This window comes from Paenibacillus sp. V4I5 (genome assembly GCF_030817255.1).
In the GTDB taxonomy this organism is placed as follows: Bacteria; Bacillota; Bacilli; order Paenibacillales; family NBRC-103111; genus Paenibacillus_E.
Window position 1 is genome coordinate 4,051,719 of the sequence record NZ_JAUSZB010000002.1, and the last position, 20,828, is coordinate 4,072,546.

The 20,828-nt window shown below is 47.1% G+C and carries 14 protein-coding genes, 1 pseudogene and 1 riboswitch; of the genes and pseudogenes, 9 read left to right on the forward strand and 6 right to left on the reverse strand.

Going from position 1 to position 20,828, the window contains the following annotated elements:
• The first annotated feature begins 4 nt into the window (after positions 1-4).
• Positions 5-107, forward strand: a riboswitch (guanidine-I (ykkC/yxkD leader).
• A gap of 87 nt (positions 108-194) precedes the next feature.
• From QFZ78_RS20260 to QFZ78_RS20275, 4 genes and pseudogenes are all read left to right on the forward strand, one after another.
• Positions 195-1,544, forward strand: a complete 1,350-nt coding sequence (locus QFZ78_RS20260) for an APC family permease (RefSeq protein ID WP_307550268.1) — start codon at positions 195-197, stop codon at positions 1,542-1,544.
• Between the two features lie 530 nt (positions 1,545-2,074).
• Positions 2,075-2,170, forward strand: a pseudogene (locus QFZ78_RS20265) (NAD(P)-dependent oxidoreductase); the annotation flags it as partial.
• Between the two features lie 59 nt (positions 2,171-2,229).
• On the forward strand, positions 2,230-2,940 hold the full coding sequence (locus tag QFZ78_RS20270) for a ThuA domain-containing protein (protein WP_307550271.1): 711 nt from the start codon (positions 2,230-2,232) through the stop codon (positions 2,938-2,940).
• Between the two features lie 93 nt (positions 2,941-3,033).
• Positions 3,034-4,689, forward strand: a complete 1,656-nt coding sequence (locus tag QFZ78_RS20275) for a GMC oxidoreductase (protein ID WP_307550273.1) — start codon at positions 3,034-3,036, stop codon at positions 4,687-4,689.
• Positions 4,690-5,617: 928 nt separating this feature from the next.
• Here QFZ78_RS20275 and QFZ78_RS20280 read toward each other — a convergent pair.
• Complete coding sequence (locus tag QFZ78_RS20280; protein ID WP_307550275.1) at positions 5,618-6,619, reverse strand: Gfo/Idh/MocA family protein; 1,002 nt, start codon at positions 6,617-6,619, stop codon at positions 5,618-5,620.
• 236 nt (positions 6,620-6,855) lie between these two features.
• On the opposite strand from QFZ78_RS20280, the gene QFZ78_RS20285 reads away from it, so the two are divergent.
• From QFZ78_RS20285 to QFZ78_RS20295, 3 genes are read left to right on the forward strand one after another with little or no spacing between them, the layout of a single operon-like run.
• Complete coding sequence (locus QFZ78_RS20285) at positions 6,856-7,236, forward strand: hypothetical protein (protein WP_307550277.1); 381 nt, start codon at positions 6,856-6,858, stop codon at positions 7,234-7,236.
• Positions 7,237-7,265: 29 nt separating this feature from the next.
• Positions 7,266-7,691: an SRPBCC family protein gene (locus tag QFZ78_RS20290; protein ID WP_307550279.1), complete on the forward strand. Its 426-nt coding sequence runs from the start codon at positions 7,266-7,268 to the stop codon at positions 7,689-7,691.
• 1 nt (position 7,692) lies between these two features.
• Complete coding sequence (locus QFZ78_RS20295) at positions 7,693-8,073, forward strand: ArsR/SmtB family transcription factor (RefSeq protein WP_171646032.1); 381 nt, start codon at positions 7,693-7,695, stop codon at positions 8,071-8,073.
• A gap of 99 nt (positions 8,074-8,172) precedes the next feature.
• On the opposite strand, the gene catR is transcribed toward QFZ78_RS20295, so the two are convergent.
• Positions 8,173-8,502 carry a catDE operon transcriptional regulator CatR gene (gene catR / locus QFZ78_RS20300; RefSeq protein ID WP_307550282.1) on the reverse strand — a complete coding sequence of 110 codons (330 nt, stop codon included), beginning with the start codon at positions 8,500-8,502 and terminating at the stop codon, positions 8,173-8,175.
• Positions 8,503-8,667: 165 nt separating this feature from the next.
• Between catR and QFZ78_RS20305 the strand changes: the two genes are divergently transcribed.
• Positions 8,668-9,435 carry a DODA-type extradiol aromatic ring-opening family dioxygenase gene (locus QFZ78_RS20305; RefSeq protein ID WP_307550285.1) on the forward strand — a complete coding sequence of 256 codons (768 nt, stop codon included), beginning with the start codon at positions 8,668-8,670 and terminating at the stop codon, positions 9,433-9,435.
• 1 nt (position 9,436) lies between these two features.
• Entirely contained in the window at positions 9,437-9,793 is a 357-nt protein-coding gene (locus QFZ78_RS20310; protein ID WP_307550287.1) for a DoxX family protein, read from the forward strand.
• Between the two features lie 49 nt (positions 9,794-9,842).
• On the opposite strand, the gene QFZ78_RS20315 is transcribed toward QFZ78_RS20310, so the two are convergent.
• The 4 genes from QFZ78_RS20315 to QFZ78_RS20330 form a co-directional block, all read right to left on the reverse strand.
• Entirely contained in the window at positions 9,843-12,146 is a 2,304-nt protein-coding gene (locus QFZ78_RS20315) for a helix-turn-helix domain-containing protein (RefSeq protein ID WP_307550289.1), read from the reverse strand.
• An 84-nt stretch (positions 12,147-12,230) separates the two neighbouring features.
• Positions 12,231-14,966: a discoidin domain-containing protein gene (locus QFZ78_RS20320; protein WP_307550291.1), complete on the reverse strand. Its 2,736-nt coding sequence runs from the start codon at positions 14,964-14,966 to the stop codon at positions 12,231-12,233.
• Entirely contained in the window at positions 14,963-19,531 is a 4,569-nt protein-coding gene (locus QFZ78_RS20325; RefSeq protein WP_307550293.1) for an Ig-like domain-containing protein, read from the reverse strand. Before QFZ78_RS20325 ends, QFZ78_RS20320 begins: the two co-directional genes overlap by 4 nt.
• Before the next feature lie 334 nt (positions 19,532-19,865).
• Positions 19,866-20,792, reverse strand: coding sequence for an AraC family transcriptional regulator (locus tag QFZ78_RS20330; RefSeq protein WP_307550295.1), 927 nt, complete (start codon positions 20,790-20,792; stop codon positions 19,866-19,868).
• Positions 20,793-20,828: the final 36 nt, after the last annotated feature.

Sequence of the window (20,828 nt, forward strand, 5' to 3'; positions counted from 1 at the left end):
CACATACATGGTTTTCTAGGGTTCCGCGAGTGCAAGCAGCTCGGTCTGGACCAAGAGAAAACGCACAGCTAACCCTGTGTTCACGGAGGGATAAAAGCCCGGGAGGATATCTGTTTCATAGATATCTCCTTGGCTTTTTTGCATATACGCTCCGTTAGATCACCGGGAAAACAATATAAGGGAGTGTCAACATCATGAAATCAGAAGTCACACTACGCAAATCTTTAAACCTATCCCAAGTCGTTTATATGGGGTTAGCATGGATGACACCTATGATTTATTTCTCCATCTATGGCATTGCTTATGAGAATGCACATGGCATGCTGACGCAAGCTTACCTGCTTGCTTTCGTTGCCATCTTTTTCACCGCGTACAGCTATGGTGTCATGTCCAAATCTTTTCCCACATCAGGTTCTGCTTACACTTATACGAAGAAAAGCATCCATCCCTACTTAGGCTTCCTGGTCGGCTGGGTACTGCTCCTTGACTACTTTTTCTCCCCCATCATTGCCTGCCTTACCTTCGGCATCTATCTTCACGCACAATTCCCGTCCATTCCGGCGTATGTCTGGATCATTGGGCTCAATATCGTTCTCGGTATCGTAAATATGATTGGCATTAAGTTTTCGGCAAATCTCAGCAAGCTGTTCGTCTGGATTCAGATCCTTTTTATCGCGGTCTTCTGTCTTTTCCTTTTCCGAAATATCACCGGAGACGTTCATCCGCTGCAGCCATTCCTGCAAACCGAAGTCCCCTTCTCCGCCATTCTTGCCGGAGCATCGATGATCTGCTTCTCTTTTCTAGGCTTTGACACGGTCACAACCATGTCGGAAGAAACGAAAAACTCCGAGAAAACGATCCCTCGGGCCATCATGATTATCATCATTACAGCCAGTATTCTTTACTTGGTGCCGTCTTTTCTGACACAGTTGGTTTATCCACAGCTAACCTTCATCCATATCGACTCGGCTGGGTTCGAGATCGTGAAGCTCGTCGGTGGAGCCGCACTTAGCTCCGTGTTCATCACCGTACTTATACTCGCCATTTTCACCCAAGGCTTATCATCGGTAACTAGCGTTTCTCGTCTCCTCTTTGTGATGGGGCGCGATTCCGTTCTCCCTAAGCGGGTGTTCGGTTCCCTTCATCCTAAGTTCAACACACCTGTCACCAACATCGTGATCGTCAGCGTCGTCTCTCTGCTCGCTCTTGTTATATCGCTAGACAATGCGGTGAAATTCGTGAATTTTGGGGCATTGACGGCCTTCTTCTTTGTAAACATCTCAGTTATTGCTCAAAAATACATCAGAGATAAGCAGCGCTCGCCGAAACAGACGTTCCTCTATCTCATTCTCCCGGTGATCGGAGCCGGATTCATTGGCTATCTACTGTCACTGCTCGACAAAGATGCCCTATGGATGGGAGGCGTATGGCTCCTCGCGGGCATTGTGTATCATTTGATTCGAAAGCGTTCCACACGTACGCTAACTGCTTCAAACAGGCCCATCATCACGGGCAGCGGCCGTCCCTCTGGGTCTCTGGAATAGAATAAATAAAAACCGTCAGATCATCCTGACGGTCCTTTTTAGGTTTAACGCGCATCCTGCAATTTTATATTCATATCCTTGTTTCGATATAATTTTATGCAAACAATTTGCCTTACTTATGGTAAGGTTCAGCGTAACATCAATAAGGCGAATTTAAGGGCACCCATTCGGGTGCCCTTTATTCAGTTGACGATAGCAACTTGTTCAGTCATCGTCTTCGAGCAGTTCGGCCAATTCCTCGCGATCCGCCTCATCGGCAGTCTTATGAACGGCGCAATATAGGTGTTCGGACGGCGCGTAGATGCTGTAGATTTTGGGTGGTTTTCTGCATGCCTTGGGCTATCACCAAAAAATGTAATTGGGCATATATTGATGGTATCGAACTTCCAAATACGAAAATTGAGTTCACCCGAAAGGGGATTGTATATACTGAAACCTAAATATGGAAGCTACTCCAAATGCCACGAAGTACCCATTTTCCACCGCCGCAATATCAGCCTCTGCAGCAACGGGGTGCAGAGCCTGCGTAGCTTACACCGGCTTATATACACTTGGCATCTAGTGATTCCTCCTATGCGGTCGGGCAAGTGATCCATGTAAACGGCGGCAGGTACTTCAGTCAATGAGCACTCTAACGGTGAAAGTACCGCAAATTTGTTTTTGTACGACGGAGGAAAAAATCCTAATGAAAAATCATTCTTTAATTATAAATATAAACTCGCAACCAGCCCGAAATGGTTATAGCAAGAACAAAAAGGCGTTAATTATTCAAGGAGGATATCAACCCCATAGGCCAAAAGAAATTGCAGTGATTCTGGCGGAATTATTGCGGCAAGAAAACTTTGAGGTAGAAATTTCGGATACGTTGGACGTGTTGCTTGACCGGGAGAAATTAATGCGGACGGATTTGATCGTTCCCGATTGGACTCTGGGAACGATTACGCAAGAACAATTGCGTTCCTTCCTTGAAGCTGTCAACAACGGAACCGGAGTGGCTGGGATGCATGGCGGTATGGGAGACGCGTTTCGCTGTGAAATCGAGTACCAGCTCATGGTAGGCGGACATTTTGTCGCTCATCCTGGAGGGGCGGGAGTAACCTATCAAGTCCACATTAGCAATCGTGATCACCCTATAATGGCAGGAATTCGAGATTTTACGGTTACTACCGAACAATACTACTTTCTTGTTGATCCGGCTAATGAAGTACTTGCAACCACCACTTTTAAGGTTCATCCCCCGGAAGTATGGAGAGAAACCGTCATGCCTGTAGTATGGACAAAAAAATACGGAAGAGGACGGATTTTTTATTGTGCTTTAGGACACTCCTTGAACATTGTAACAATGCCTGAAGTCTTGACAATGATGAAACGGGGAATGGTTTGGGCTGCCCGATGAATGATCCAATCCGACAAGATTGGGCAAACGAAACAGGCTGGATACTCTGAAGCGGCCGTACGGTATAGAAGCAGTTCGAAAGGAAGTGATCCCATGAGAATATACATCGCAAATGACGGGTATACCCTGCGGAAAATCGCAAATCAACATCAGATTCCAGTCACTGAGCTTATGGCGCTGAATCCGAACATTGAGAAGCCTGATCAGAACATTAGCGGCAAGCCGGTGAGGCTCCCCTCGTTAAACGTGGCTGGCATGAGCCGATTGTATATTCCCCCCACTTGTCCACCTGCCCCTCCGACAGACTATCTGGATCAATGGATTCCACTTACTCCAATAGAGGAGATGGAGAAAACCGATTATGACGTATTGATCATTGGCACCGGGGCGGGAGGCAGTGCCGTTCTTTGGAGGCTATGCGAACAGTTGGGAGCGAGCGGCAAACGGATCGGCATCATTGAAGCGGGCGATCTTTTATTACCCATGCATGCACAGAACCTCCCTACGTTAAATGTGAAGCGATACGTACAATTATTTACAAACCCTAAAATTTCGATACCGATTGGCAAGGGAATCCCGGACTTTCCGGCGGCAACGCTGTTTTATGCGCTTGGGGGAAGAACGTTGTTTTGGTCTGGCGTCTCTCCTCGAATGCATCCTTCAGTGCTGAGTAAGTGGCCGCTCACATTGAAAGAGATGAACTATTACTACAATATTGCCGAAGAGGTGATGAATGTTAGTCGGGAATACACCAAGGGTTCTTCAATCACGGAAGTCCTTGTGAACCGGCTTCGTGGAGGTGGTTTTAACGAAGCGGCGGGTTTTCCGCTAGCGGTTGATTTAGCACAGACAAAATATGGACGAATCCATTCCAATGTTTTTTTCAGCGCCATGAATTTATTTGCGTATTCATTAAACCGCAGGTCTTTTGATTTGGCTGTGAATGCCCGAGCAGTGAAGGTGCTTCACGAAAATGGGAAAGCTGTCGGCGTAGAAGTGAAGAACCCTGACAAGAAATCGTTTTTTCTTAAATCCAGGAACGTGGTCTTTTCGGCAGGGGCTCTTGATACTCCACAAATTCTGCTTCATTCAGGGATTCAAGGAAGAGCAATCGGTCATTATCTTACCAATCATTCTTTTATCATGGCGCATGGAGTGCTGGACAGAGCGGATTTTTCCGAGCTGTTAGGGACGCTAGGTATTTTAATCCCTCAAACGAACGACCAGCCCTTTCAAATTCAACTCTATGGACCTGGAGACAATTTTTGGTACAGTTATGAAGAACCGCCTTTGCAGAAGGAATTGGAGGTTCGTTTTGAGGGTTTCGGTATCGTGGAATCACGGTTTGAAAATCAAGTTTATTTGAATCCGAATATCCGGGATGAATACGGGGTGCCGAAGATACAAATCGATTTCTCTTATAGTGAAAAGGATAAAGAAATTATTGATCAAGTTGCACAAGCGGTAAAACAAGTTTCCGAAGTCATTAAAGCGCCTTTGATTTCTGAGAACGGCAAGTCTGATCTTTGTCTGATGCCCCCAGGACAAGATAATCATGCGTCGGGAACTTGTCGGATGAGTGATGACAGTCGCGATGGAGCAACGAACCGCTATGGAGAGGTGTTTGGCGTGGCCGGTTTATTTGTGGCCGATAATAGTGTACTCCCTCCCCTAGGAGCATCCAATCCGACATTATCGACAATAGCCCTTGCCATACGTACTGCAGATTACATTATTAAGAAACTATGAGAAAACCGTCTATCGAAGTCATTTCGAAGATGTAATGACAGCATTATTTAGTGGCTAATATTTCGCCTTACTTGTGGTACGGTTCCCCGCGATTTATCCGCATCACATGATAAAACCTGCTCCACCTGTACCAACCGTATCAGCTGGTGCAGCAGCGTTATGCTTTACACCATTGGATAAAATACAATCAAATCGAGCTCATTCACTTTGTTTGCACGTTTCCATTGGAGTTAATCCAACAGAATGCTCCAAAACCAGCTCTTCAGAGCCATATCCACATATTCCACTGTATAAATCCAATGAAACTAACCCCAACCGCCGATGTCATGAGACATCATTGGATATAATCCAATCAAATCCCTCAAGCTCAGGTATTTCGACCTTTCTCCTCACTCAAATAAATAAAGGTAAGCATCGCTTACCCCAAAACAAATAAGAGAATGGTATTAGGGAGAAGTGAAGCTACCGCGAGTAGGGAAATGGTTTGTTCTAGGTGTTAGCTTTAGTGCTGATGTTGGTTCGGTATTGCTATGATTACGAATAAGCAAATTTTCACCCTGTGAGTGATTTTGTTTTCTAAGTGACAGTCATACCCCGACTTAAACGGGCAAAAGTTGTACAACGTGCAACAATTTCGGCGTTTTTTTCTCAACAAGCTGCTGATGTTGTATATTGTACAACTTTTTTTCCGTATTTCACCCAATTGAGCTACTTTCGGGAGAAAATGTTGTATTTTCTGCAACAAATGCCGCGATAACGCCGATTATCTTGCTTAATGTTGTACAAAGTACAACTTCGCCTGCCAGTATCGAACTTACACAACCTTAGTTACTCTTGCCCAAAAGGACGGGCGTAAACCGTTCGTTTATTGATGGAATGATGTGCGGCAAGCTTTGATTCATTTGCAAGAACGCTTCACTACCTTCGCCTATTCGAACTGACCCACCTTACGATCCGCAGGGAAAACAAGCCCCATCTGCTTTCTTGCCTTATCCATAATGGCCATTGCTATGCTGGAATTCGCATGTGAGTTCGTCAGTGACTCCGATGCTCCGCTTTTGATAAGCCGAATAAATTCTTCCGCTTCATAGCGCATCGTTCTTATACCCTGCTCCCGCGTCAGGTTTTCGACAGAACCATCTCGGTAACGGATTTCAACTTTTTCAGGCGTGTTGATTTTATCGATGACCATTGTCGCATGCTCACCCTGAATTTCTGCAGGCAGATAGGAGCTCGATATTTTGGAGTGCATGATAACCGCGTCCATCTCTTTATAGCTCAGAAGCAGGCTGCCCTCGCCATCTACACCCGACTCCAGCAGCACTCCGCTTGCTTGTACGCGTTCAGGAGCACCAAAAAGCACCGCCAACGGATAAATACAATAAACGCCTAGATCCATAATCGAGCCATTTGAAAAAATGGGATTGAACGCATTCAGTACCGTTCCCTGCTTATAAGCATCATATCTAGAGGAATATTGGCAATAGCTCGCAAAATAACGACGAATTTTCCCTAGTTTATGTAAATTGTCTTGTATCGCCTTGAAATTAGGAAGCAGCGTGGACTTGAGAGCTTCCATGAACACCACTTTATTCGTTTGTGCAGCTCTAATCATCGCTGAGAGCTCAGCGGTATTGGATGCCGCCGGCTTTTCGCAGATAACATGCTTGCCATGATTCATACAGAGTATCGCATATTCAGCGTGAAGCGAGTTCGGACTCGCGATATAAACCGCATCAAATTCCTTACTTTGTGCAAACGTTTCTAGGCTTGTATAGATATGAGAAACCTCAAATTTCTGAGCGAATTCCGCAGCTTTTTCCTCCGTACGCGAGTATACGGCAGTTAAGTCGAACTCCCCCGTCTCGCGGGCAGCATGTATGAATTCTTCTGTAATCCAGTTGGTTCCTATAACAGCAAAACGTATCATTTCGTTCTCCTTTATTCCACTCTTGTTTTACATAACTATACCATGATTTCAGAGTTGTTGAAAAAGTGAACAGAAACTTTAAGTCAGAATTGTTATCTAACAACCCCCTTGACATGAAACCAAAAGGTTTCGTATAATCCTTTGTGTAACCATTTGGTTTCGTATTGCAATGCCTTTGGAAAACCTGATATTTTGGACACAATACGAAAAGGACATACAGGAAGGAATGACTTACGATGCAGGACGAATTGCTGAAGAAGCTGCGCTACAAGCAAGGACGAGCTCTCGTTCTTCAGGCACCGGAAGGCTACAAGCTTGGCATTGAGGATAATGAGGAGCCGAATGGGACTTACAATTTCGTTCAGCTTTTTGTTAACAATGCCGCCGAGGTGGCTGAATGGGCACCTAAAGCGATTACCTATTTGAACGATGAAGCTGTGTTCTGGATAACCTATCCGAAACAGAGCTCGAAGGTGAAAACCGACATTAACCGAGACATTCTGTGGAAGTTGATGGATGAGAAAACAGACTATCGTCTTGTAAGCAATGTCGCGGTGGACGATACATGGTCGGCCCTGCGCTTGCGTCATAAGAGTAAAGTAAAAACGAAATCCTAAAAAATTAATTATTTGGAGGCTTCTTATTTATGGAAAATCAGACTCAAGGCACATTGCCGGATATCAAGCAAACACTAGTTTTTAACGCACCGATTCAAAAGGTTTGGAATGCTGTAGCAACCTCTGAAGGCATCGCGGCTTGGCTCATGCCAAATGATTTCAAGCCAGAGGTAGGCTATGAGTTTCACTTGGAAGCAGGTCCTTTTGGCAAATCCCCTTGTAAAGTAACCGAGCTTGACCCGCCTAACCGTTTATCTTTCGAATGGGGTAAGGATTGGTCGCTGACTTTCCAATTGAACGATTTAGAAGGCAAAACGGAGTTCACTCTCGTCCACTCTGGTTGGGATGCGGATAAAGTTACGGAATTCGGTCAACCTCATGCGGTTGTTCGCGAGACGATGTCGATGGGCTGGGGTGGCATAGTGAAGGCACTCACTGCTTACGTCGAGGCTTAAGATGGCTGTCCCCTCGCAGAAGCATGACGTTTTTCAAGCGATCGCCGATCCAACCCGCCGTCAGGTGTTGAAGCTGCTTGGTGAGCAAGAGATGCCCGTCACGGTTATCTCTGGACATTTCCCGATGAGCCGCACCGCGGTGTCCAAGCATCTTCGCATTTTGGCTGATGCCGGGTTGGTGAAAGAACGCAAAGTCGGCCGCGAGACCCGATACAGGCTGGAGGCGGAACCGCTTATGGAGTTGAAGCGTTGGCTATCCTATTATGAACGCTATTGGGAAAACAAGTTAAATGTGCTCAAACGGTTCGTGGAATCGGACGATGAGGAAGGCGGAAATGCTTTATCCGCTTTGGAATTGGTCGATCCTACGAAACACGAATAACAAATACTACTAGCCGTCGGCTCTTCGAACCCTCGGCTTTTTTCTTCAACAAAAAAAGGTCATCTACCCTGCTGTTTTCAACAGGTTAGATGACCTTTTTTACACTACCTGCTCCTGAACAGGCAGCCACTCTTGTGACCATTTTGCAATCTCACCGAAAATCGGAGCCAATGCCAGTCCCTTGTCCGTAAGTGAATATTCGATACGAACAGGACTTTCTGGGAATACTACCCTCTTAACGATACCTTCATGCTCAAGCTCCTTCAGCCGCTCCGACAATACCTTGCCGCTCAAATTCGGAAGTGCCTGATCGATATTTATGAACCGCTGCGGGCCTGATAGTAATTGAAAAACGATAAGCGATGTCCAGCGCTTGCTGAGGATTTCTACAGCTTTTTCGAAACGAGGACACAATAGGTTTCGTTCCATGTTTATCACCTCTATATGTCTATTTATTATAGAGTAAGTCGACACGGATATACAAGGTTACAAAAAGTAATTTAGTTACTTGACGAAACTAACATTTTAACGTAATATCAGTTACATAAAGTAACTAAGTGAATTTAAGTAATTTATAAAGGAGTGTTTTTATCAGTGATTTCGCCCATATTTGTAGGACACGGATCTCCGATGATGGCTATTCAAGATACAGCTTGCACGCAATTCCTCCTCGACTATGGCAAGCAGCTCTCCCCAAAAGCGATTGTTATTTTTACGGCTCATTGGGAAACAGAGGTACTCACTATTTCGTCCACCAATGACGTATATGACACCATCTACGATTTCCGCGGCTTCCCGGATGAACTGTTTCAAATCAAATATCCTGCCAAAGGGGATGTGGAGCTGGCTCGCATGATCTCTGACCGATTCACGGCGAAAGGCATCCCTGTAAACTTGGATTCCCAACGCGGGCTTGACCACGGCTCTTGGGTTCCGCTATTACGGATGTTTCCAACACCAGAATGCCCAGTCATTCAAGTGTCCGTCAACCCGTACTTGCCGCCTGCAGAGCAGTATCGCATTGGCGAAGCACTGCGCGGCCTCGATCAGGAGGATATCCTGATTATCGGAAGCGGCGCTACTGTGCATAACTTACGAGCTCTCAATTGGGATGCCAAAGAGCCAGACGCTTGGGCTGTTGAGTTCGACGAATGGCTCATCCAGAACATGCAAACGCAGAACCTGGAGGCGCTGTTCGACTACGCCACTTTAGCCCCGAATGCTCGTATGGCTGTGCCAAGACCAGAGCATTTCATTCCGCTCTTTATTACAATGGGCAGCGGCGACCCAGAACGTCCCGTTCAAGTGATTCATCGCAGCTATGAAGTCGGCTCGCTCAGCTATCTTTCGATCTCTTTTTAACATGAAATGGACGGCTCGCATCATTCAAGGTTTGCTGGCAGTCGCGTTTTTAATGTTTGGCTTTATGAAATTATCCACTATTCCCATGCAGGTGGAAGCTTTTACAGTAACCTATGGGTATGGTCTAAATGCCATGTATGTTGTTGGCGCTATTGAATTATTGGCTGGAATCGGGCTAATTATCGGCTTCTGGAAGCCGCGTATTACCTTCTTCTCCGCTGGCATTATTGTAATTATAATGGCTGGTGCTATGCTCACCCATGTCCGATCAGGTCAAGGTATGAGCACCGCGGCATTACCGCTTATCTTTCTCATCCTAGCATTAATTGTTATGCTAAGACGTTCCAAACGTGCATAAACAAACGGGTATCCCAGCCAAATGGCAGGTGATACCCGTTATTTGCGACTTACGACGGAATAGGCTTCGACATGTGTTCCCGATACTCCGTTGGCGTTAAGCCTGTATATTTTTTGAAGGTGCGCAGGAAGCTTCTCGTATTTGCATATCCGACCGCTCCCGAAACGTCATTAACTTTAATGGACTTATCTTTCAAAAGTTCCATTGCCGCTTTAATGCGAATCTCGATCATATAATCGATAAAATTGCTTTCCGTGTGATCCTTAAACAGTCTGCTGATGTAAGGCGGAGTAAGATGAAACATTTCGGCCAACCGGTCCAAGGACAGATCATACTCCTGATAATGCTCTCGGATATAGTCCAGCATCCGCTCGATCGTCTCATTTTTCCCACGTTGATTGCGCTTTTCCTCAATTTGTGAAGCCAAGCCCTCGAGAATATCTCCGACTAGCCGCTCTGCATCCTTCCAGTTCTCACATTTCCCAATCCGGTCATAGAAGCTGCTTAGGGGACCCATCGATATTTCCGGCTCAATCCCAATGGCTTTGACGGTTTGCAGAGACTTCATCACAAGGTCATAACACAACTGCCTAATCAATTCCGGAGGAAGGTTGCTCCCAACCGCTTCACGGAATGTATCCGATAAGTACGTAAGCATCTTAACGCGATCTGTTTGCCTCATGGCTTCCATCACCGGATCGATCATCCGGCTGAGCTTGTAATAATCTTGTCGGTCCGGCGGCTGCAAGTCATCTACCGATATGACCGAATGCTTGCCGAAGATCATTTTATAATGAAGCGCCTTCTGCGATTCATCAAACGAGTTCGGTATCTCTTTCATCTCCATACGGCATTTGCCGACTCCGACCGTTACCGTTAAGCCAAACTGCCTCTTCATGATATCAAGGATCAGTTCAAGTATGACTAATGTTCTCAAATGATTCTGCTCCGCATCGCCTTCTGCGAAGCTGAGAAGGACAGCAGCCCGGCCGCCCCCTAGATCGATGGCCATGCCTGCATGCTCAGTTCGAATCAGCTCCTCCGCAACATTGCAGAACATATAGGTATATAACGTTTCGTCCCGCGGAGCAAGCTGTTCTCCTTCCTTGCCAATCTCAGCCGTACACACGATAAAGCGCTCCGCATACATGTGAATCCCCAAAAATTCTAAATGATGATACATCGCATGGAAATCGGAACGGTTGCCGTTCAATACATCCATCATGATCTTCCACTTGAGCATCGGCTTCGAATCCCTGACATGCTGCTCCAAGTGCTCGCGGTCCGTAACCATCTCATCGAAAATATGCTCCAGGTTTCTGAGTCCTATACTCTCTGCCCCCTGCCCTCTCCGCTTGTTCACGCCGGACAGCTTACCCGCCAATCGATCCAGCGGCTTAAAGGTCCAGCGGTTCACATAAAATAAGGCAGCCAATGCCAAAAAGAACATCACGACGGCAAAGGTGAGCAGCAGGTTGCGTGTAACCTTGATTGGTTCAAATACGGTGGATTCCGGCATTATGCTGACAAATTTCCAGCCCGTGTATCCGCTCGTCCGGTAAAAGACAGACTCCTGAATTCCGTCCAGCTTCACGTTGAAGGATCCGCTGTCTGGATCGCTTAATATCGTCTTAATATATGACAGCGACTTCATATTGCGGTAAAGCTGGTTCTTATCATCATGAGTGACGACATTTCCTTCCGCATCCAGAATGAAAAATTGACCAGCGTGGCCATCCTCGTAGATTTCTTTAATCATCTGAAACAACTGAGCCTCTTTGATGCTAATAGCCATTAGACCCTTCCTGAAGCCAGGACTGCTGAGGCTAGGAAAACTGCGGACCAAGGTAATCACATCTTGGGTCTCATGGCCATCCCATACCTTCTGAGTCGATAGCCACTTAAAATATTCAGGCATATCCAGGTACTGGGCCAACCAATTGAACTCTGACGATGCTTGCTTTAAATAGGTTTCCTCTGTCATTAGGTCTCCACTGATATGAGAGTACGCAAAGACAGAGGAATAATTTGGATTATTTGAAATGAATTCCCTTAACCTGTTTGTCAATGTATAGTAAATGCTATATCTGTGTCCGTCATCACTGTAGCTGTTATTCATAAAATAAACAAATTCCAGCCCCTCGGCCATGGAGAGCAGATCCTTCTCCGTCTGGCGAAAGGCAGCCTCGATCTTGGAATCAACCTGTTTCAATAGTGCAAGATTAGCATCCTGCAAGTCCTTCTGCAGCCTGCCCACAGTGCCTGTATACGACAACCAGAAGGTCAGGGCGATGATGAAAAGGAATACGATACCATAAATCATCATGGCTTTTCCGGATATGCTGGTTCTCATGATGGACCTCCGCTTCGGCGCATTGTTTTGTTTTCTATTGTACCATTAACACGGCTGTCCGGGAGGGAAAATCTGGTCTTCCTATCAGTTGATGGAATTTACAGTAACGCCGGCAAGAGAGTAGATAAACACTGGTGCTCCAGTCAGAGGTACATTTACAACTCCTGATACTGCAGCCATATATTTGTAACTCCCATCAATTCCAACAATCGTTACACCTGGATCAGATGTCGCAATTTGGGCCGTTCGGGAAGTGCTGCTTGTCGTTTTCCAGCTCGCATCCCATAAAGATATGATGTACTTGTTCTTATTCTCGTCCCAGAATTGATACCCATAATAAGGATTAGCCACATTCGATACAGCGCCCAGATATTTCGAGTCCTTAAGCACCCTAATCAACGTGTAGTAGCCGTAATAGCTCTCTTTCGGTTTACCGTTCCAGTCGATCAGTCCTAGGTTATGCTCCAAATTGTTAGTCTCCGTGCCATCATCAGCAAAATCATACCAATGCATCGTTCGGATTCCGTTTGCGATGGCGTGCATGTAAGCTCTGGCCAAGTAATTTCTTTGGGTGGATCGATCCACCGTTTTTAAGTAGCTTCCGCCTGTATAGGTGCTCCAGCCAAGCTCGGTAACTACGATTGGCTTTTCTCCATCACCATGGCTAGCCATGACGGTTTTCAATTCCTGGAACGTTTGGAGCAGCTTTTCAGGTGCGCCTTGTTCCAGCCCTGGAACAGCAGGATATTCATATTTGACGTAAGGATGGACATCCATGACGTCGAAATACGTTTTCACCAAGGCGCCATTCTGTCCATCAGAATTATACAAGGCATCCAGCCAGTTCAAGCCCTCATCCGCTTTTAAACGATCCAAGCCGGCGAGAGCAGGCTCTACAAGCAAGCTCTTGCTGCTGACCGCTTTCAAACTGTCATGGTTTGCCTTGAGAGCGGCCGCTACAGCAGCCGGATCTCTTTTGGCAAGATCAGGTTCATTGTAAGTAGAGAACGTATAGGCTCCTCCATTATTATCAGACTGGACATAGCCCGGACCATGATAAAAGTAGTGGAAATTTAGTCCGCTTTTGCCGTACAACGTCTTCATCGCGCTGCTGTGATCCCACCATCTGTTCTTATTGATTCCTCCAAGATCTCTTAGAAGACGCAATTTTGACATCAGGAACACATCTTCCGTCTCCCCATGGTGCACATAGTTTCCTCCACCGTAAGGAGCATCGTTGATGGCAAATATATCTCCGACCTTCTCCCCGCCAAGAACAGATGGCGTAGTCATTTTCAATGTCTCAACATCTTTCCTCTCTCCACCGGTTGAATGGAAGGGAGTTACGGCTACATAATAGGTGGTCTCTGGCTTCAGGGCAAAATACGATAAGTATTTGCCGACCTGCTCAAGTGACTTGGCCTCTGCCGCGAACTTCGGCGTCAAACCTGTTGTACTCGCAAAAGTAGAGGTCTCGATATATACGCCGTATTTGTTTACATTGTTGACGACGCTGTTATAGCTGGACCAGTCCAGATATAGCGTGCTGTAATTTTTGAGCGCTGCAGTAAACTCAACTTGATCCGGCGTCGTCTTCTTCGGAAGCGCAGGGTCGTACAGCTTCCAACCCCAGATCGCCACTTCTCCGACCGTTAAAATCTCCGAATTATTCGCATTATGCATAATCATTTTGACATATTTCGCATGCTTGCCTGGAACGCCGTAACTTGGCGTATTCACGACGGCGTTCGCTGTGCGGCTGCTCGCATTAGGCGTATAGCCGAGAGACGTATAGTTCACGCCGTCAGTACTAACGAGAACCTCATACCCGTCCATGAACTTGTTGCCGCCCGATGCCAATGTCCATACATCGATTTTCCCGATTTGATACACATCGTTCAAGTTGAAGACAACCGAGCCGAACTTCCCTTTCGAACCCCAGATCGAGTTGGTCGTAGAAGCCGCATCGGATTCTTTGCTGGAACCGTCAATTAAGTCCGGTGCTCCCCCTACAGTGTCATTCTTGGAGCTATCGTTATCATATTTGATTAAATCTCCATCTGTAACGAACGGTTGATCGGTCAACCACTCGTAGGATGCGCCTGTTGCAATCTTAGGAAGGGACGTATTATAAAAATAGCCGGAAGACCTTAAATGGTTATTGCTCAAGATAGCCGTCGGCTCCAGAGCATCGCCATATACGGCCACTTCTCCTAGCCTCATGACTTGCTTTGCCGGATCCTTATGCATAATGACTTTGATATATTGGGCATAAACGGCAGGCTTGACGGCAAGCGTAACCGGGGCAAAACCTGAGCCTGGTGGATTCGCATTGTCCACAGTCCCAATCTGATTGTAAGTCACTCCGTCGAAGCTGGCATACACCTCGAAATTCCTCATATGACTGTTATTGTCCGTGTCCGTCCATACCTTCACCGATGATACCTTATAGACGGATTTCAAGTCGTATATAAGCGTTCCATATGCGGCAGAGCCTTCCGCGCTCCCCGTTGTGCTGCCCGTGTTATCGTCAGGGCCGTTACTGCCATCCGACATATCCGGCCCACCAATGTCATCCGAAGCGATCAGCGCCGGATCCGTCGCATGGATCCCTTCTGTCAACCAGGTATAGGACGCTCCTGTAGTCATAGCCGCTGTACCCTCAGGGAAGAGTGTCCCACCGATCACATTTCCGCTTAGTAACTTCTCGCCGTTTGCCGCCTGAACAGGTTGACTTTCCAAAGGAATAGCAGCGGAAACCAAGCCGAGCAGAAAGGCCAATGCAACTACAAGAGCACAGCTCTTTTTCATAAATCTCATGGCAAAGCTCCTCTCTGGTATGTGGCGTACAGGATCGGAACAGCTTCGTCGGTGGCCGCTTCAGAAGGCATATCATCACCTTTTGAACGTGCCTCGACAGTCACTATACTGCTCGCCGTATAACTGCCATCGTCGGTCGTCACGGTAATCGTTGCCGTACCTGCTGATACTCCAGTAATGATTGCATGCTGCTTGTTGACCTCTTGCGTAACACTAACAACCGCCGGATTGCTCGATGCGAAGCGGACCTGCTTGTTGCTTGAATTGCTAGGTTGGACCTTTGCGTTCAGGACAATCGCTTGACCCTCTTTCAATGTTACGGTCGAGCGGTTCAGTGCAACCCCTGTTACTTGCACTTCGCCGTCGGAAGGCGCCTTGATTGTCACCGTACTGTTCGCCGTATAGCCACCATCGTCTGTCGTCACGGTAATCGTTGCCGTACCCGCTGACATACCAATGACGGTTGCTTGCAGACCATAGACCCCTTGCACAACGCTTGCCACCGCTGGATCACTCGATGTAAAACGAACTTGTTTGTTAGTTGAGTCGCCAGGAAGGAGCGTCGCATTCAGGACGGTCGTTTCTCCCAGATTCAATGATGCCGTCATTTGGTCCAGCGTAACCCCTGTTACCCGCACTTCGGGCGCAGCGATTTCGGTTAAAATCAAATCTTCAAACAACTGCGTATTTTTGCTGGAACCAATCCCGCTCATGTATTCAAGCCAACCGCGTCGGGTAGTGCCGTCATTCTCATTAATCAGCATGGAAAACCCGAAAATGTCTTTGTCCTGTGGCGATTGGCCTTCAGGCAGCAGCTCCGACCACGGAATCGCGAGCTCATAGGTGGTGGCGATGTCGCTGCGATTAACTACCGCTTGCACAGTCGTCATCTCCCCTGTCGGTTTACCGTTAGCTGATAACCATCTCCAGACCATCGGTCCTTGTTCTCCTAGTGCGATACCGAACTCGTTGTTTTCCGCGCTGCCGATGCCGTTAACTCTTCCAGTATCCACGGAGAATTGTATGCTATCCCCCTGCCACATGTCGCCGCCAGTGCCTTTTTGATGATGGATATTATCTTTTACCTCCATACCAAAGTAGAGATGGCTGCGGTCCCACTTCAGATAGCCTTTGCCGCTTAAATCCTGCTCACCGCCCCAATTGGCGATGTTCTTATTTTGATCCGCTCGGTTAATGACGATAGGCATGCCATTATGCCAGCTTGCCTCTAACAGGTTGCCATCTATTATCGGTGCCGTCTGGTCGTTCACAGCTGCAATAAAGTTAAATGGTCTCTCCACGAGCTTCGTAAATCCGCTATCCAGCTCCACCGTGAGCTTTAACTTGGCTCTCGCTTGCTCCGGGAGCTCGATGATCGGAATCGTTATTTTCTTGATTTCCCCGGGCAAGAGACCATTGAAAGCAATTGGGCCGCTTTGTCCTAAGACCAAATATACAGCCTCGGTAACGCTTATAGTGCCGTTAAGCTCTTTGTCCTCAGTCGCATTCTCCAGATAAATTGCCGCATTCCATTGATCCCACTGCCCAAGTACAGCAATCTCAGGCACCATGCGAACTTTGATTGTTTCCAGCACATTAGCCTTTAATTTCATGGACGCAACAAGCGATGTGCCCGAGATGACTTGGAGCGTAAGCTCCTGGATTCTCTCTTCCGCGTTAAGCGGAACGGGAATAGCAATCGGAATGGCCGTCGTTCCCGCTGTAAAGTTCACGTCACCTTCCAGCTTCCATTCATCGGATGGACCAATTAGCTCCAACCTTCCATCCAGCTCCGCACCCATCCCGAATCGGTTGATCGCAGCGTGGATAACCTCTCCACGTCTAATATCCACCGATGGAGTCTTTAACACAAAGGAATCATCAATGGACGAAATCTCCACGCCCGTGCTGGAGTAAATAAACACAGGTGCGCCATTAATCGTTAAGCTTGCGCTACCATCGCTGACCGGCAAATAGGTATAGCTACCGTCAATACCCACAACGGTAAGCCCGGCGTCCTTCGTTTTGAAGGTTGCTGTTTTGGTAGATTCATCCGCCGCCCAGAGCGATGTGATATACTGATTTTTCCCTTCATGCCAATATTCATATCCATAGTACGGGTGCTCGACATTCGGCTGGGCTCTTACGTATTTGGCGTCTTTCAATACCTTAGACATCATATAGTAAGCATAATAGCTCGGCTTCGGAATGCCGTTCCAGTCGATGAGTCCCAGATTATGCTCTAGATTGGTCGCATCGAGTCCGTCATCTTGGAAATCGTACCAGTGCATTCTCTTAATCCCGCCAGCAATCGCATGCATATAAGCTCTAGCCAAATAGTTGCGCTGTGTGATCTGATTCACCGGACGAAGGTAACTGCTCCCCGTATAGGTGCTCCATCCTAGCTCCGTGAAGATAATCGGCTTCTCCTGATCGCCATATTTGGCTTTCAGCGCCTGAATGTCTTCAATTTTCTTAATCAGCATTTCCGGCGCACCTGGAATGAGTCCAGGCAAGCTGCCTTCATGGTTTTTCACATAGGGGTGTACATCAAGCACGTCAAAATAGGTTTTCACTAAAGCCCCATTTTGCCCATCTGATTTATATAAGTTCTCAAGCCAAGTCATACTTGCTGGTTCAGTTCCGCCAAGAGCAGGCTCGACCAGTAAATTTCGGCTATCCACCGCCTTCAGGCTCTCGTGGTTTTGCTTAAATTGCAAGGCCAGTGCAGAAGGATTTGTGCCCTTTAAGTCAGGCTCATTAACCGTGGAGAAGGACCAGGTTCCTTGTTTGTTTTCCATCGGAACATCTTGTGGCCCGTGGTAGAACGTATGGAACCCAACCCCGTATTTATTGGAGAACGTTTTGACCCAAGAATCATGAATCCACCAACGGTTGAAGTTAATCCCTTCGATGCCTCTCGTCAGAATAAGCTTGCGGATGATGTTCTCATCCTCTTTGCTCCCGTGCTGCACATAATTACCTCCGCCATAAGGCGTATCGTTAATAGCGAAGATGTCCCCGACCTTCTCCCCGCCGAGAACGCTAGGTGTCGTGATTTTGACCGTGCTGACATCCTTGCGTTCGCCCGAGGCGGTGCTCGTCGGAGTTACTGCGATGTAATAAGTCGTCTCTGGCTCCAAAGATGAAACAAGCAGAAATCTCCCCTTCTGTTCAACCGATCCGTTATCGGCCGTCACATGAGCGGGTAGTCCGTTTGTTGTCGTAAAGTCGCTCTTCCGAATGTAGATGCTGTATTTATTAACCTTGTTGACTACGGAATTATACGCAGACCAATCCAGATATAGCGTGTTGTAATTTTTCACATAGGTCGTGAATTCGACCTGATCCGGGTTGTCTTTCTTGGCAAGCGTCGCATCATACAGCTTCCAGCCCCAGATTGCGATCTCCCCCGCAATCAGTCGGTCGGAGTCGTTCGCATTATGCATGACGATTCTTACATATTTCGCATGCTTGCCGGGGGTGCCGTAGGAAGGCGTATTGACCATGCCACTTTCATATCGGCTGTTCGGATTCGCAGTGTATCCGCTTGAGAAATAATTAACGTTATCGACGCTTAACAAAACCTCATAGCCGTCCATGAAATTACCGCTCTCCGCTTTGGACCACACATCGATATTCCCGATCTGATACATATCATTTAATGTAAAAGTTACCGTTCCGTATTTTCCTTGGGAACCTGCGGCCATACTGGCTATCGTATCTGCCGTTTCCTCCGTGCTCGAACCGTCAATTAGATCAGGCAAGCCGCTGACGCTCCCATCATTCTTAGCGCCGGCTTCATTGTCGCTCGTCATTAAACCAGCTTGCGTCACAAAAGGCTGTTCGGTGCTCCATTTATAGGTTGCCTTTGTATCCAGCTTTGGCATCCCTGTGGCATAGTGACCACCGGCTTTTAACTGGTTATTGCTTAGAATCGCCGGCGCTTCCGCAGTTTCACCCCATATCGCCACTTCTCCTATGCTCATCATGAGCTTGGCCGGATTTTTGTGCAGGATGACCTTTACATATCTGGCATAAGGGGCTGGTTTGATGCTGCTGGTTACAGGAACGATGCCTGCGAAATCCCCGTATGTACTTTCAGTAACCGCAACGCGGTTGTAATTCACACCGTCGAAACTTGCATAAATCTCAACCTGCTTTAAACCGCTTGTTCCCGAGAATTCGGACCAAACCTGCAAGGCGGATACCCGGTATACGGCTTGCAGGTCATAGACCAGCGTTCCGTGAGCTGCTCCTGATTGACTGTAGGTTGATGTGACAACGCTTACAGAACCGTCTGTCATTTGGTCCGCATCGCCAGGATCTGCAGCCAAAAGCCCAGGATTCGTCGCATAAAGCCCTTCCTGCTGCCAATTGTATACGGCTCCAGTATCAATGACCGGTGTATTTTCCGGAAACAACTGGCCTATTGTATTACCACTTAGCAGCTTTGGCACATCCGACTCGGCCGCATGCGCGATAGGTGCGTCAGTCGATGCCATACCTATGGTTTGAATAAACAATAATATCGCTAAGATGATGGGACCTATTTTTTTTAACATTACAGAACTCCCTTCTCCTAATGAATAGCCTGACTTAAATATTCGCTTGATTGCCTACAATGACGTCACGCTTCCTCTCACCTCCACCCAAATCTTGGGTTCGATTGTATGATGAGACTAACCTTATCAAATGCAGTTGAAATCACAATAGACAGTTTTTGTCGGACGTCGCATTTCTTTCGATCCAACGCTGTATGTGCGCAATTCAACTCTCTCAATAAAAACGTCTTAAAAGATGTAACTTGATCCGCCCCTAGGTCACTTCCATGAATGGAAAAAAAGCATGCTGAGACAAGAGAACTCTCTTGCCCAGCATGCCAGTTGATGTACGAATTTAAATTGAAAGGTACATGTTCCGATAACCACTCGGCGTCAAGTCCGTCAATCTTTTGAACGTATGACAAAAGTGGGAAATATCCTGAAATCCTACAGAAGCTGCAACCTCCGTTATGGGCAGATCGCTCCCTTGTAAGTACTCCTTTGCTTTGTTGATACGATAGGCAATTAGAAACTCATTGACGGAAACCCCTGTATCCTGTTTGAAAATTTTACAAAGATACGATCGCGAAAGGTGAAACTGTCCGCACAAATCCTCTATACGCAAAGATTCCTGGTAGTGCTCTATCATATAGCTCAATATGTTTTCGACAACCCTCTTTCGTTCTCCCGATCCCGGCTGAACAAGGCTTATATCCGTCTGATAACGGCCTAACTGAGTAAACATATGCAGCAGGAGCCCTTTCACAGCAAGGGGATATCCCGGCTGCTGTTCCCTGATTTCCCGCTCCAGCTGACTAAGCGTTTCCTGCAAGCCCAGCAATTGGCGGGCATTTAATTGGACATGAAGGGAGTCGCTGCCCGGTCCTGGAAACCACTGCTCAATCCATGCAGCTATCTGCATATCACGCTCGTACAAACCTTCCAGATAGCCTTTCTCGACGGCAAGGACATAGCGATGAAAAGGAACCTCCATATCCGGGCGCGATCTATGCATGGCCATAGGCCTTACGACCGTGAAGCTTCCTGATCCTAATGTATGAATCCGTTCACCAGCAATGTATTTGCCGCTGCCTTGTATACATAAATAAAATTCGAATCCGCTGTGCGAATGGAAGTTGCGCTGGTACAAGCTCGTCGTTCGATACAAACAATGAACGGGAAAGGCAGAGAGTGTCAGATTCGTCCACTCGTCTATTGCCGCCGCTCCATTGGCATCAGGCTGCTCTACCCGTTCTAAGTTTTCCGATTTCACCCCGCTCACAGCTCTTCACTTCCTTCGGTTATATTTCGTAGACAA